The sequence below is a fragment of the Winogradskyella pacifica genome, from assembly GCF_013403915.1.
Lineage (GTDB): Bacteria > Bacteroidota > Bacteroidia > Flavobacteriales > Flavobacteriaceae > Winogradskyella > Winogradskyella pacifica.
Genome location: NZ_JABFDI010000004.1, coordinates 71,430 through 87,247 on the forward strand (window position 1 = coordinate 71,430; position 15,818 = coordinate 87,247).

Genomic DNA, 15,818 nt, shown 5'->3' on the forward strand with positions numbered 1-15,818 from the left:
AATTAGTCCTAATAATTGAATAAAAAATAAAAAACCCATAGCTTAATCGACTATGGGTTTCGCTTTTATTAAACTCTTGTTTTAATTTTTAGACGTCTTCTTTTTATTTTTTGCTTTCTTACTTCCATTAACAGCTCTTTTTTTCCATAAAATAATATCATCCATATCATTTTCAGAAAACTCCCCTTTGGTACTTCTTCCTGTTTTGATGTCTAATTCCAATTGCTTTAAAAGTTGTTCCGCAATTTCAGGATGTGTTGTATATAAGTTTGTGGTTTCGGCAGGATCATTTTCCATATCATATAATTGCGCAACAGGCATAGTATCTAATGTAGGATCATCTTCTTTTGGAAAACTCCAACCTCCTGACCCTTTAGATAATAACAATTTCCATTTTCCTAATCTATACCCAAAATGGCCACTTATGGAATGATGAATAACGCCAGCTCTAGTACTATTGATAGCTTCCCCATGTAATGCTGGTAAAAAACTCACACTATCTTCTCCACTTTTGCTTGGCATAGCAACATCTGTTATTTCGGAAAACGTAGCGAAAATATCGGTTAAGCAAATTAAATCATTGTTTGTGGTGTTAGGTTCTATGTTATTCGGCCATTTTACAATAAATGGTATGCGATGGCCGCCATCCCATAAATCGGATTTTGAACCACGATAACCTGCACTTACAAGATGTCCTTTTTTTGCAAGCCCTTTGATATTTGCAGCTTTAGAGGCACCATTGTCACTAGTGAAAATTACCAATGTGTTTTCTGACAATCCGTTAGCTTTAAGCGCATCAGTTATAGCGCCCACAGTGGCGTCTGTTTGCATTACAAAATCGGCATAATCTCCAAGTCCACTTTTACCTTGCCATTCTTTAGAAGGTACTATTGGTGTATGTGGAGATCCTAAAGGCACATATAAGAAAAAAGGTTTTTCGTCTTTGTTTTTTGCTTGTTGGTTAATATACTCTACCGATTTGGTTGTTAAACGCGGTAACATATTAATTACTTCGTCATGAATAATTACTTTGTCGTTTTCTATAACTGCTTTCATACTACCTGCGTGGTGAAAACCATGATAATATTCAAATCCTCTATGAATTGGTCCATCTGGAATCGTTGCACCTACAGGTGGTAAGTTTCTCCCTTTTTTGCGAATGATTGTTTGTGAAATAGGATCTACATATTGAAAGTTTAAATGCCATTTTCCAATGATAGCTGTATGATAACCTTGGTCTTTAAGAAAATTTCCAATTGTTGGTCGGTCTTCTTTAATTAAATTGGGTTTGAAACCAGATACGACGCCACTTTGTAATGTTGTACGCCAACTATAACGTCCGGTCATAATACCATATCGTGTAGGTGTACAAACAGATGATCCAGAATGCGCATCCGTAAATGTCATCCCTTCTTGGTTCAACTGATCTATGTGAGGGGTTTTAATTTTACTAGTTTCTGGTGCTAAACTTTGTACATCACCATAGCCTAAATCATCACAGACTATTAGAACAATATTAGGTTTCTTTGCATTTTTTTGGGCATTAGAAGACCAAGTAAAGATGCATAATAGTAAAACAATTAAGCTTAGGCTATTAATTTTTTGTTTTTTCATGGTTATATTAATTTAGTATTATTGTGATATAAAATTTTTTAACGGAATCTTTATAGTATTATATTCCGTTTATTTTAAATAAGAAATAAAATAATCTATTGTTGTTTTGATTATCGATTCTCGTGTTGGATTGATGTCAGCTCCAACTTTTCGCCAATTATGTCCTGCGTTTTTTACAATTAATGTGGTTACAGGTGCGCCAACTTTATTCGCTTTTTCTGCCATATAATAAGCGTGTTTTACTGGGATGGTTGTGTCCTTGTCTCCTTGGATCATTAATAACGGAGCGCTGTGTTTATCTAAATAATTAATCGGACTCATTTCCTTATACAGCGCTAATTTATCTTTAGGTTTGGTATCTGGTTTTGTTATTCTAGCACCAAATCGATCTTTAAAATTGGGGCTATCATCATAATTAAATAAACTGATATCTTCAAAATCGCAAGGACCGTACCAAGATACTCCAGCGACCATGTTATAAGTATAAGAAGATAATTCAGGATCGCCAATTAGCGTTTCTGGTGCACTTAATAATAGCATTTGGGAAATATGACCACCAGCAGAGTCTCCAAAAGAGAAAAACCGATTGGCATCAATGCCTAATGTTTCACTGTGTTTAGACAAATAACGCATAGCATCTTTACTGTCTATTACGCAATCTCGCATGGTCGTAGTTCCGTCTTTTTTCCAAAGTCTATAACTCACGGATACCACACAAAATCCTTTTTCTAAAAGTGCTGTATGCACCGTTTTAAAAGAAGCATTAGCTGCTCCGTGTCGGCTACCTGCTGCCCAGCCACCTCCATGTGTGTATATCACTACGGGTAATTTTTTACCGTCCTTTAACGTTTTAGGATAATAAATATCTAAGTATAAATCCTCTTCTTCAGTAACTTTATAAAGCACATTTAACTTTCTTTTTCCTTCTGTCTTTAGATACGGAATTTGCTTTTTAGCCGAAAATTCTTCAAAGCTAACTAGGGCATCTCCGTTACTGTCCAATAAATTATTTAAATTTTTCCATAGGCGTTTGTTGTCCTCCTCTGTAAATTGACCATCTTTGTTTACATCTAATCTTTCCCAAGTTTTGTTAATGTAAACATCACGATACGCTCCGTTGGATTGATCCTCTGATTGCGCAAATCCTTGTAAAAAAGGAAATGTGATACCTAGAATTACTAATGAAACATTAAAATTAAATTTTCTAAATCTTGTCATAACTCTGCTGTATTCCTATTTATTACTATACCCTTGACTTTTATAGGTCTCTAAAAGTTGTTCTAATTCTGCTACAACTTCAGGATGTTCGTTATAGAGATTATTCTTTTCTCCAGGATCATTAATCATATCATATAACGTCCCAGGAGCTTCGTTAGGTTTGGGTTCTATAGACCTTGGCTTTGTAAAACCACCGGAACCTAATTCGGGAGTGTATTTCCATTTACCTTTTCTAATGGAGAACACACCAAACATTGAATGATGCACCACGGCTTCTCTAATTGGTGTCTCTATATTAGAGGTATAAGCAGGCCAAAGATTATAACTATCTTCAGCACCTTTTTCTACGTTAGGTTGATTTAATACACCAGATAAGGTAGCAAACAAATCTGTTGTACACATGAGTTGATTTGATTCCAATCCTGCAGGAATGACACCTGGCCACTGCGCAATGTATGGCACGCGATGGCCTCCTTCGTAAATATCTGCTTTTTGACCTTGGTATATATAATTGGCACGATGCGCAAATTTTTCCTTATCTCTTTCTGTCCAATTAGAGCCGTTATCAGAAGTCACAATAATTAAGGTGTTATCTAGTTGTCCAGATTTTTCTAAGGCAGTAACCACGGCGCCTACAGCATCATCTACCATAGTAACATAATCACCATAATCGCCTGCTTCAGATTTACCAACAGCATCACCAATTGGTAACCAAGGTGTATGAGGTGCTGTTAACGCAAAATAAAGGAAGAAAGGTTGGTCTGTGTTTTTTTGCTCATCAATAAAAGAAACCGATTTTTTTGTAAAATTGTCTAAGACTTGATCAAATACAAAATTAGGTGCTTTTTCCCCTGGCCTCCAACTAAGACCGCGACCCTTTCTTTTTACGTTTGTATATGCTGTAGGTAATTCTACAGCTTTTCCATTTTCGATATATAAATATGGAGGGATGTCTAATGATGCAGGAATGATATATGAATAGTCAAAGCCTAAATAACTAGGGTCTTTTATGGGTTTACTAAAATCTACATTACTAACTCCGTCTTTTGCTTTTATAGTCTTATCTCCATCTTTTGGTTGCATATCTAAGCCTATGTGCCATTTTCCAATACATGCTGTGGTATAGCCATTATTTTTAAGATAAGAAGCTACTGTTGGCCTGCTTTCTTCTATTAAAGCAGGTTTGTAACCGTTTAAAACCCCTTTTTTTAAGGAACTTCTCCAGGCATAACGTCCTGTAATGATACCATATCTAGTAGGTGTACACACTGAAGAATTGGTGTGTGCATCTGTAAAATGAACTCCTTCTGATAGCATTTTATCCATGTGTGGAGTTTGAATTCCGGATTTTGGATTTAAAGCCGACAAGTCTCCATATCCCATATCATCGGCCAAAATATATACAATATTTGGCGCTGTATTTTTAGTCGTAACATCTTGTTTTTCGATAGTGGTTTGAGCCTTACAAGAGGTTATAAAAGCTAAGATGAAAAGGAATCGTAATATGTTCATTCGTTCTTTTAATATAATTATTGTGGCTTAAATTATTTTTTTAAAGCAAACTTTGCTTGAGGCCATTCTCCTGAAATAGCATCGTTTTCTTGAACTTTTCCAGGAGTACTTCTGCCATCCTTTATTTGTTGAATTAGAATCTCTTTTAATTCTTTAACCTTTTCCGGGAATTGATCGGCAACGTTATTCTTCTCTTTAACGTCCTTTTTTAAATTGTATAGAATTTCTTCCGCAGTAACATCTTTATATATTTTTGTTTCTCCAGAGGCCATAATACCTGAGTTTGGAGATACAATTAATTTCCAATCTCCTTTCCTAATCGCAAAAACACCATACTTGTCATGATGAATAGTGGCATCTCTTAAATAATCTCCTTCATTGGTTAATAAAGGCATCATGCTAAAACTATCTTCTGCCTCATTATCCTTAAAATCATAACCAATAATATCTGCACATGTTGCCATAAAATCCGTAGTACATATGGTGGCCTCTGAAACCGAATTTGGTTTTATTTTTCCTGGCCATTTCACTAAAAATGGGACTCTGTGACCTCCTTCTAAATAACTTCCTTTATAACCACTATAAATATAACTTGGACTGTGTTTTTCCTTTCTTAAAGTTTTTAAATCGTTAGTAGTAGCAAAACCGTTATCACTTGTAAAGATGACTAATGTATTTTCGTCAATGCCTTGTGCTTTTAGTGTTTCAAAAATACGACCCATTAAATCATCTATCATGATTACAAAATCGGCATAAGGACTTTTAATGTCGCTTTGCCCTTTCCATGGTGCAATTGGTAACACGGGATTATGTGGAGCAGGTAAGGGGATGTACATAAAAAACGGTTGATCTTTATTGGCATTTTCCTTAATGAAAGTAATAGATTTATCTACAACGTTTGGTAGTACGTCTTCATGTTTAAAATCATCCGCAATGTCTCCTCTAATCCAAGTGGCATATGGTGATTGTTTTTTGGTTTGAGCCGAAATTCCTGTTGGTACCATTGTGGCCTTATTATTTTCTATATACACAAAAGGTGGCATGTTTAGGGATGCTGAAATCATATATGAATAATCGAAGCCCATATCATTAGGTCCAAACTTTAAAGGTTGACTATAATCAATAGCCTTAAAATTCAAGCGATCTGATGTATCTGAAAAATGATCAAACTCTTTGCTGTTATTTTTCATCGTCCAGTTTAAACCCAAATGCCATTTTCCAATACTTGCTGTTTTATAGCCCTTATTTTTTAGCATCTGTGCCACTGTTAATCTGTTTTTCTGAATTAAACTAGGTGAATTTCCCCAAGTCACAAATTCTTTTAAAGGGGTTCGCCAATTATATCTTCCAGTTAAGATGCCATATCGTGTTGGTGTACACACAGAAGAAGAGGTATGTGCATCTGTAAACTGCATGCCTTCTTTACCCATTTGATCTAAATGAGGTGTTTGTATTTTACTGTTTTCGTTATAAATACTTAAATCACCAATACCCAAATCATCGGCCAAAATGTATATAATGTTTGGCTTTTGGGGTTTTGGTTCTTCTATAGTTTCATTATTATCAAAACTGGTAAGCATAAAAAGTGATGCCAATAATAAGCTACTAATTATAAGTATTTGAGTTGTTTTAGTTTTCATAATTTTATTTAATTATTTTTTAAAGTCACTTCTATAACGTAACCAAGTGCGTCTTTAGGCACTCCTGTTATTGTGGTTTGTAATCCGTTTTTATTCTGATTCCAACTAAGGATCTTATCGCTTCCTAATACTTTTACCTGTTCAATATCTCCTTCTCCCTTTTTTAGTGATTTTATTAAGATATCTCCTTCTGTTTGGGTGAGTGAAATAGCATAAACTTTATGCTCTTTAGCAGTAAACCAAAAATCTTTAGATGTAAAATCTCTTTTGAAACCTTTGGCAGCTCTATGACCTGTGCCATCTAATAATGTTTCTTCTTGGCCTTCGTTTGGTGTTTTCCAACGAGTTGTTCCGTAAACAGCATCTGCATTTTGATGAATCCATTTGCCCATGTCGCGCAAGTTTTCTGCACTAGTTTCGGGCACATGTCCTTTTCCGTCAGGACCTATATTTAATAGGTAGTTTCCACCTTTAGATAGAATATCGACAAAGTAGTAGAGTAGTTCTTTTGGACTTTTCCAATCGTCATCATAAGATTTATAACCCCAAGAATTATTCGTAGTGCCACAGGTTTCCCAATATTTTTCTAGGGTTTCTGAAGCCGAAGGAATCTTATTATCTCCTGCATCTAAATAATCTCCAAAAGCATATCCCACTCTTCGGTTAACTAAAACGTTTGGGTTCCTTTCATAAACGAGTTTATAAAACTGAAAGGCTTGTGCTTCTGTAGTAAAACCTGTGCCATCAAACCAAATTAAACGCAGTTCAGGTAACATGGTTAGTAATTCTTTTATTTGTGGATAGGCTTTGTTTTCCAGATATGATTCATGTGTGTTTTCACTTGGATCCCATAAATTTTTACCATTTGGGTGTGTATAAATCCCTAAAGAATCGTTTACTTTTTTGATGTTCTTGTAATTCCCATCGGAGCCATCCATCCAATCATTACCATGAGAATAGTACACACCAAAATCTATACCTTCTTCTAAACAGGCATTGTAAAGTTCTTTTATGATGTCTGCTTTGTAAGGCGTGGCGTCAACCATATCAAATTCAGAATGTTTAGAATTAAATAAGGCAAAGCCATCATGATGTTTTGAAGTAATGACGATGTATTTCATACCAACATCCTTAGCTAATTTTACTACATTTTCAGCAAAGGATTTATCGGGGTTAAAGGTTTTTGCTAATGCTCTGTAGTCTTCTCTAGGAATTTGAAACGCATACATCAACCATTCAGCAACTTTTGGTCCTGGATGCGGTGCGTTGTTAATTTTAGTGCCTTTCCATAGTCCACCAGCTTGTGAATATAATCCCCAATGAATAAACATGCCGAGTTTGGCTTCTTTAAACCGTTGTAGGGCATCCTGTTTTTCCTTGGATTGGTGCATGGCTAACCATTCTTGATGATACTTACCAGAACCAATAGGTTTTTTATAATGTGGAATTATTCTTAAGCTTTTAAAATCGGCTTCAGTCGTTATAGAAAGTGTCTGTTTTTCTGTGTTTTTTATTGAGAATATGTTTTTGAATTCTGAAACGATTTCATTTCCGTTTATTAGGTGGTTTTTCAATAAGGATGCTTCAAATTCTTGTGCACCTATTTTTATTTTTACAGATTCATTATTTTTAAAGTATGCTTCAGTTGAAACCAATTGAAGTACATAATCTGAAGGGGTTTTTACCTCAAAAGTCCAAGAAAATGTATGTCCTTCTTTAGTTGCATCTGTTTTGTCTAATACGATCCAATTATCAGTTTGATTGAAATGCTTGTTTTCAGATACATTAGCTTTTTCTTTTGTTGTACAGCTATATAGCACTATTGAGGCTGTAAATAGTGAACAAATAATTGCGGTATGGGTTTTTAATCGCTTCATAATTATAACGATTTTATAATAACATCTAAGCTTACACCTAAAGTCGCTTTTGCAATGGTATTTAATTCGTGTTCATCTCCTTTTAAATGCATAGTAGTTTGAATATGCATCATGGTTTCATTTGGTTTTAAGGCTGCTGCTGGTGATGAGGTTTCTAACTCATAAAATGGTCCCATTGGCGGAACGCCTGGTTCTGGTGATCCGTCATTGTAGGCATTTATAAGATCGCCTGCATAAGGTTCTTCTTGGTATTCCCATGCCGAATTTACATAACCATGAGGGGCTTCTTGTGCATTATAAGTTACCAAAGTTAAAACTTTACCTAAAGCATCATAACTTCCTGCAATTCCTTTTGCGCGTTTTGAGTTGACTCCAATTTTACTGCGTTTTGTACCATCACCTTTAAAGAATAAAACATCGTTTTTAACTTCTAAATAGTCTTTAGGTACCTTACCAAAATAGGTGTCATTTACTTTTTGTCCTAAAGCAGTTTCTTCACCAGCTTTAAAAGGAATAACCATAGTGGTTTCTGGTGAGGGGTTATACATTCCTAAAATCCATATAGAGGGTAATCCCGTTTCTGGTAGCCATGGTTGATCACCAATATTTGTAATTTGATTATTGGTTTGATAGCCTACAAATTCAATGTTTTCGGAAAACTGTATTCTAAGGCTATTTTCAATGGATGCTTTATTTAAAATAGAAATGGAACGCCCAATACCTATTTTAAAAATGGTTCCACTTTTATTTATAAGTTCGCAATGGTGTTCAAACGTCGCCGAATGATTTGTATGAGAAACCAAGGTAAAAGCCTCTGTATCTATAACAGCAGGTGTTTTCCAATTTGAGAATTCAAAATCGTCTTCCGGCTTAAAAAAGATAGAAAACTGACCGCCTTCAGGACCTAACCAAAAACGTTCTTCGCCTCCAAACACATAAATCTGATTTTCTAAGCGCCCCTCACGTTCTTCTTCTGAAAGAAAACCAGCTTCAATGACTTTTTTGTTAATCCACCCAAAACCTTCGCCTTCAGTTACATTTGTTGTGCTGGTCATAACACGTCCTTGAAATTGAGGAGCAATGGCTAAAGCGCTCTGTCCTTCTTGCAAAACAATAATATCGGTATGTTTTTTTAGAAAGGTGAGGTCTTTTGAAAAACGGTCTTCTTTTTTTGTGTTATCAGGCATAGTTGTGGGATGGTCGTGTAATTGATAAATGCTTTATAAATCCAAATCGTTTTGCTACGAGATAAAAGTTTTCAAGGTTACTAATTTGCAGTTTCTTTTATGATAATGTCATATCTAATTCAACCTAAAATATGTCTTATTTAAATAATTTGAACTGCTTTAGATGTCTTCGAAATCATTGCATATTGCTTTTTAGTTTTTTTCTGTAATCATATCGTTTGGATTCCAATAGGGAATTCCTTCGGCTTCTAGTTGTTTATAATACTTAATATGTAACGGTTGCTCTTTGGTGCGCTTTTTGTTTTCGTTTATCATAAGTGGAATAGAGGCAGACCACCATTGGTTATACGGTTCTTGAAATTTTGCAATCACATCGGGATGTTCTGCAGCTACATTATAACGTTCGCCAGGATCATTAATAATATCATATAATTCGGTATTATTTACAAAACGCCATTGTTGACTTCTTACAGCCATTTTAGTGTATTTGGCTTCGTTGACCATTCCGGTTTTCCAACGGCCGCAATGCACAAATAGCAAACGGTCTTCCCAATTTGTCGCTGTATTTTCTAATAAAGGAATTAATGACAAGCCTTCTAAAGGTTGTATGTTTTCTGGTAATTTAACGCCTGCTAATTCTGAAAAAGTTGGGTATAAATCGATATGTGCGGTAAGTTGGTTAATGTCTTTTCCTTCGGTTAAAACACCTTTCCAATACAAGAAAAGCGGCACGTGATCGCCACCTTCGTTTGGTGAGTTTTTTCCACCTTTAAGATTGGCATTAAAATGTTTTACTTTTTCTCCATTTAAAGTACCTCTTAAATGTGTAGCTCCATTATCTGTGGTAAAAATAACTAGGGTGTTTTCTAGAGCATTCCATTCGTCAAGTTTGCTCATCAATCTTCCGAAGTTATCATCGATGTTTTCAATCATGCCATATCTACTGGCAGTGCCTTCATCATAGCCTAATTCTAAAAAACGTTTTTTATAGTTTTCAGGAGCTACCAAAGGAGCATGTGGCGCATTCAAAGAGAGATACGTAAAGAAAGGTGTTTCTGTAATAATCTGTTCTTTTGTCCAAGCCATAGCAGCATCGAAAAACACATCCGTACAAAAGCCTTTGGTTTTTACAATGGTTTTATTGTGAAGTAAAACATTGTCAAAATACACATTCTCTTTATTCGGTAGGAAATCGCCTAAACTCACTTGACCAATTCCACCAGCACCATGCATCAACACTTCATTAAAACCTCTGTTTTGTGGTAGATAGTCTTCAGCATCTCCCAAATGCCATTTGCCAAACAATCCAGTTTGGTAACCTGCAGATTGCAAGGCTTGAGGCAGCGTGTACACATCCAAAGCCATGCGTTCGCGTTCTAAAATAGTATGGGTAACCCCAACTCTAAATTCGTGTTGTCCACTCATTAGAGCAGCTCGAGAAGGAGCACAAGTAGGACTTACATGGTATTCTGTAAAACGTGTTGATTTTTCATAGAAAGCATCAATATTTGGGGTTTTTACAACCTCATTTCCCATGCACGATAAATCGCCCATGCCTTGATCATCCGTCATTACAAAGATGATGTTGGGCTTGCTGTTTTTTAACGTATTAGTACTTTCTTGGGCATGGCCCATTTGAATAAAAAATAGGAAGCACAAGCAACAGTTAATAACTATAGTTTTCATGATTCCTATTTTTATTATTTAACGTTTAATTATTTTACTTTATGAAACTCACCTTTTATCATGAAACGATTTTCATCAATTAGGATGATACCATATTCTATGGCTTCTTTAGGAACCGTAAACGTGTATTCCAAATTATTTTTTCCAGCGTCTACAGGTATTCTGATATATGTGGATTTCACTTTTCTTTTCTTACCCTTTTTCTTAGCCTTAGCCTTGTCTGATATTTTTACAAGTGCATAACTTTCAACGACATTAGAGTTTCCTTTTTCTAAAGTAATGGCAACTTTACGAGATGCAGCATCAAAAACATCTTTAGTGATAACAGGAATAGCAGCTACATCTTCTTCATTTTTAAATTTTGAAGGGTCTTTATAGGGCAATTTAGCATCATAATCTTTCAGATAGTTTTCTAATTTTGAAGCTAAGGCTTTTGTGATTTCTGGCTCTTCTTTAGCAATATCATTCTGTTCTTCTAAATCATAGCGCTTTCCATCTTTATACAAACGATGCAATACGTAATTACCCGTGATAAAGTTTTTATATAACTTATAGTCGCCAGATCGTATAGCAGATTGATTTTTAGTCTCGTCGCCGTAAGGGTAATGCCACCATAAATCTTCTCGAGGTTTTCCATCTTTATTTAAGACTTCCTTTTCATTTTTCAATAAGACATTGGAAATATCTAACCCATCTAAATCAGAACTATATTTAGTAGGTATTTTACTATTGGTAAGGCTTAAAATAGTTGGATAGAAATCTAACTGATTAATCAAAACATCCTTTGTTTTTTCTTTAGGAATGTTTGGTCCCGATATAAGCATTGGGACTCTAATGCCGCCTTCTTCCGAATATTTTTTACCTTTATCTAAAGGAGCATTATCAGACATTACTTCTGCTCTACGAGTTTCCGCTCCGCCATTATCAGATGAAAAGATGATGTAAGTTGTTTCGTATAATTTTTTACCTGGATTTCTTGGGTCATCTGTTTTCTTTAACAAATCGATTACACGACCTAAACTCCAATCTAAGGTGGTTACCATAGCTCCGAAATAAGGATTATTCTGACCTTCTTTAGTCCATTCAGTATCTACCTCAGGAAGCTCTACTCCTAATTTATCACAATAATAGTCTAATAATTCGCGGTTTTTAGAGTGAATAGGATAGTGCACCATCCAATGTGCTAAATATAAAAAGAACGGTTCCTCCTTATTTTCGGTAATAAATTTAAGTGCATTTTCGGTGACTGCATCAGTTGGATAAGAGATTCCTTCAGGCGATTCCTTTGTGAAAGGAAAGTATTTTTCTTCACTTAAACGATACGCATCATTTTTATCATGTGTTGCAAAAGCATTTAAGCGATTTTTAGCTCCTTTAGGTCCTTGATGTGCTCCACGAGATTCGTGTGCAAAATCAAAACCTTGATTTGTTGATTTTTGAATTTGAAGACTTCCAGCATGCCATTTTCCAACATGTCCCGTTCTATAACCATTCATTTTTAAAGCTTCAGCAATCGTGAAGTGATCAGGCATTAATCCTTCTGGAAAATAAGGACTCATATATTTTTCAGATCTCTGAGCCTTAGGGATTCCTCCGCCACTAACATTGGTTATTCCTGTTTTAGCAGGATGTAATCCACTTAAAAGTGCAGCTCTTGAAGGTGCACAAGTAGGAGCAGGAGAATAGCCATTTGTAAAGTTAATGGCATCTTTTGCTAATGCTTTAATATTTGGGGTATCCCAAGCACAAGGTTCGTCTAAATCGTTTAATTCTACGTCTTGCCAGCCTAAATCATCAGCGTAAAATATAATGACATTAGGTTTTATTACATCAGATTTTTTCTGACTATTACCAGAGTTAGAGAAAGAAAATGCCAATAATACAATGGCTAATAATGTTCTGTTATGTTTCATGATATAGGTTTAAAGCACATGTGATACTGTAATTTTAATCCAAACAGTATCACATTCAATGCTTCTATTTTTAGTTGATTTTATGAAAGTCACTTTTTACCATAAAACGATTTTCATCGATTAAGATAATACCGTATTCTATGATGTCTTCAGGAATAGTAAACGTGTACTCTAAATTATTTTTGCTAGACTCTACTGGTATTTTTATTAAGGTTGAATCGTGTTTTCCTAGCTTTCCTTTCTTGCCTTTCTTCTTTTTTAAATTTGCGTTTACAATTCTTACAAGCGCATAAGCTTCTATGACCTTAGATTTTCCTTTTTCTAAAGAAATAGTTACGCTTTGAGATTTTACATCAAACGCGTCATTCGTAATAACAGGAATAGATGTTACAGCGTCATCTTTGAATTTTGAAGGATCTTTATAAGGCATTTGTGCATTATAATCTTCTAAATATGTTTCTAATCTTGCAGATAAGTCCTTAACGATTTCTGGATTTTGTGCTGCAATATTATGCTTTTCTTCTAAATCTTCACGTTTTCCATTTTTATACAAACGGTATAATTCATAAGTATCAGGAATTAAATTTTTGTATAATTTGTACTCGCCATGTCTAAGCGCAGATTGCATCTGAGAATCTGTATTGTGAGGAAAATGCCACCATAAATCTTCTCTTTCATGTCCTGACGCATCTTTAACGGTCTTATCATTATTCAATAACACCCCAGAAATATCTAAGCCATCAAAATCTGAACTATACTTTTCAGGTACAGTACTGTTTGTAAGGTTTAATAGTGTTGGAAAAAAGTCTAATTGATTGATCAATACATCTTGTGTTTTGTCTTTAGGAATATGAGGCCCACTAATTACCATAGGCACTCTAATACCACCTTCTTGTGCATATTTTTTACCTTGGTCTAAAGGGAAATTATCTGTAACGATATCTCCATTGGCTTTTTCTACACCTCCGTTATCCGAAGAAAAAATAATATAAGTGGTTTCAATTAGCTTTTTGCCTGGATTTCTTGGATCGTCCGTTGTCTTTAATAAATCTACCACACGTCCTAAACTCCAATCTAAAGTCGTTACCATAGCTCCGTAAAACGGGTTGGTTTGTCCACCTGTTTTAATCGGAATATCTTTGGTTGGCATTTCTACCCCTAATTTATCACTGTAGTATTGTAATAACTCCTTATTCTTAGTATGAATCGGTGCATGTACCAACCAATGTGCTAAGTATAAAAAGAACGGCTCGTCTTTACTAGATTTAATAAACTCAAGTGCCTTTTCTGTTACCATATCCTTTGGATATGAAATGCCGTTTGGAGATGATTTTGTAAACGGAGGATATTTTTCATCACTTAAACGGTAAGCATCTCCTTTATCATGGGTTGCAAAATTGTTGATACGGTTTTTTTCTCGTTTAGGCCCTTGGTGTGCACCTCTAGATTCGTAAGCAAAATCGAAACCTTGATTCGTTGATTTTTGAATGTCAAGAGCTCCTACATGCCATTTTCCAACATGTCCGGTTGTATAGCCATTCATTTTTAATGCTTCTGCAATGGTGAAATTTTCAGGCATTAATCCTATAGGGTAATACGGCGTCACATAATTAGAACGTCTAGTGGTTTTAGGTTCAGTACCTCCACTTACATGTGTTACACCTGTTTTAGTTGGATGCAAACCAGAAAGCAGTGCAGCTCTCGATGGTGCGCAAGTTGGAGCAGGCGAGTAGCCATTTGTAAAATTGATACCTTCTTTTGCCAGTGCAACTATATTTGGTGTTTCCCAAGGTGTTGGCTCATCTAAATCATTGAGTTCTGTGTCTTGCCAACCTAAATCATCAACATAAAAGATAACAATATTAGGTTTTACTAAATCTTTCTTTTCTTGACTAATGGCATAGTTAGAAAAGCACAATAAAATTGTAAGTGATGTTAAAAGTGATTTCATTTTTTTATGTATAAATATTAAGGGTTCGTTTATTTCCAATCTAATTGGGCTGTTTTATTTTGTATATCTAAAGTAACGTCTAAATGTTCAAAAGATCTTGTGTAAATGTAGCCTTCACGTTTCGCATAGCCTTTTGGTGCGCCGAGTTTTTTCTCATACTGCGGAAAGGTTTTAAGCCAAACTGCAGAACTCCCAACACCATAGCCATCATGTGGATAGACGTAGCTGTATTTTTCGGCACAAACCAGAAAAATAGCCAATAGATAATCTAAGCGTTTTGTGAAATTTTCATTTATAGATACTTTTTGTCTGGCATCATCAATACCAGCTACTGCATTTTTTAATCCTTTACCAATCCCGAGAGACATAGCAATTACATTGCCTTCTCTTGCCGATTTTTGAACAGCATCAATGCCTTTTGCAAGGTAATCTTCATAAGTCATGCCAGAATTTCCACGCTCAAAACCTTCTAAGTACGATCCATCAAAGAATTTTAAGTATGCTCTACCCGAATCTTCAAATTCAGAACGCACACGAATGATATTGGCAATAAGTAAATTATCTTTTCCTATTTGAGTATCTAAATCTGCCATCATAGACAAATAGCCTGTTTTTATGGCTTCTCGTTTTTCTTCTCCAACACGACTATTAAAAAAGAAAGGCACTAAAACTTTAATGTTAGCATCTAAAAACACACCATCAATAAATGGACTTTCGGTCACCTTACTTACATGGTTTAACCAATACTCACGAACATAGTCTTTTGAAATATCGAAGAATCCAGTTTTACCATTAGGCATTAAGGCTTTTTCGCCTTTGGCGTTAACTAATAAGGCCTCAGGATGTTGGTATAAAAAATCTTCATCTTCTTTATAACCTCCCCAGTTGATAACCACATTTTTATAGTAAAGTATTTTGGCATCAGGATTTATTTTTTTTACAGCTTTAGCCGCTTTAATAGTGCCTTTTTCTGTGGATCCTGATGATTTACTTCCGGTTGTTTTTTCAAACGTTATTAAAGGAAATTTTGAAAGATAGGTAATCTCTTTTTTTGTAAAAGCCGTGGATTTACGCATGTGCATATATAAGGGCATTTTATCCCAAGAAAACTCAGGTAATTTTTGTTTTACCACGGGCACCTCTTGTTTTTGCGCGGAACACGCACTTAAAGAAATGGCGAATAAAACCAATAAAAATGTCGTTTTAAAATGCATTCTGAC

The 15,818-nt window shown here is 35.2% G+C and carries 10 protein-coding genes; all 10 read right to left on the reverse strand.

Annotated features, from left to right (window positions below):
* Window positions 1-81: 81 nt before the first annotated feature.
* The gene (locus HM984_RS04995; protein ID WP_179348355.1) at window positions 82-1,614 is read right to left on the reverse strand and encodes a sulfatase family protein; all 1,533 of its coding nucleotides are present in this window, start codon (window positions 1,612-1,614) and stop codon (window positions 82-84) included.
* 69 nt (window positions 1,615-1,683) lie between these two features.
* Window positions 1,684-2,832: an alpha/beta hydrolase gene (locus HM984_RS05000; RefSeq protein ID WP_179348356.1), complete on the reverse strand. Its 1,149-nt coding sequence runs from the start codon at window positions 2,830-2,832 to the stop codon at window positions 1,684-1,686.
* Between the two features lie 15 nt (window positions 2,833-2,847).
* Window positions 2,848-4,344, reverse strand: a complete 1,497-nt coding sequence (locus HM984_RS05005) for a sulfatase family protein (RefSeq protein ID WP_179348357.1) — start codon at window positions 4,342-4,344, stop codon at window positions 2,848-2,850.
* A gap of 32 nt (window positions 4,345-4,376) precedes the next feature.
* Window positions 4,377-5,984 (reverse strand): sulfatase family protein, encoded by a 1,608-nt coding sequence (locus HM984_RS05010; RefSeq protein WP_218845017.1) that lies wholly within the window; start codon window positions 5,982-5,984, stop codon window positions 4,377-4,379.
* Window positions 5,985-5,992: 8 nt separating this feature from the next.
* Window positions 5,993-7,861 carry an alpha-L-fucosidase gene (locus HM984_RS05015; protein ID WP_179348358.1) on the reverse strand — a complete coding sequence of 623 codons (1,869 nt, stop codon included), beginning with the start codon at window positions 7,859-7,861 and terminating at the stop codon, window positions 5,993-5,995.
* 2 nt (window positions 7,862-7,863) lie between these two features.
* Window positions 7,864-9,048, reverse strand: a complete 1,185-nt coding sequence (locus HM984_RS05020) for a DUF6786 family protein (RefSeq protein WP_179348359.1) — start codon at window positions 9,046-9,048, stop codon at window positions 7,864-7,866.
* A gap of 192 nt (window positions 9,049-9,240) precedes the next feature.
* Entirely contained in the window at window positions 9,241-10,734 is a 1,494-nt protein-coding gene (locus HM984_RS05025; RefSeq protein ID WP_179348360.1) for an arylsulfatase, read from the reverse strand.
* A 29-nt stretch (window positions 10,735-10,763) separates the two neighbouring features.
* Window positions 10,764-12,647: a sulfatase gene (locus HM984_RS05030; RefSeq protein WP_179348361.1), complete on the reverse strand. Its 1,884-nt coding sequence runs from the start codon at window positions 12,645-12,647 to the stop codon at window positions 10,764-10,766.
* Between the two features lie 70 nt (window positions 12,648-12,717).
* Window positions 12,718-14,598, reverse strand: coding sequence for a sulfatase (locus tag HM984_RS05035; RefSeq protein ID WP_179348362.1), 1,881 nt, complete (start codon window positions 14,596-14,598; stop codon window positions 12,718-12,720).
* Window positions 14,599-14,627: 29 nt separating this feature from the next.
* Window positions 14,628-15,812, reverse strand: a complete 1,185-nt coding sequence (locus HM984_RS05040; RefSeq protein ID WP_179348363.1) for a putative glycoside hydrolase — start codon at window positions 15,810-15,812, stop codon at window positions 14,628-14,630.
* Window positions 15,813-15,818: the final 6 nt, after the last annotated feature.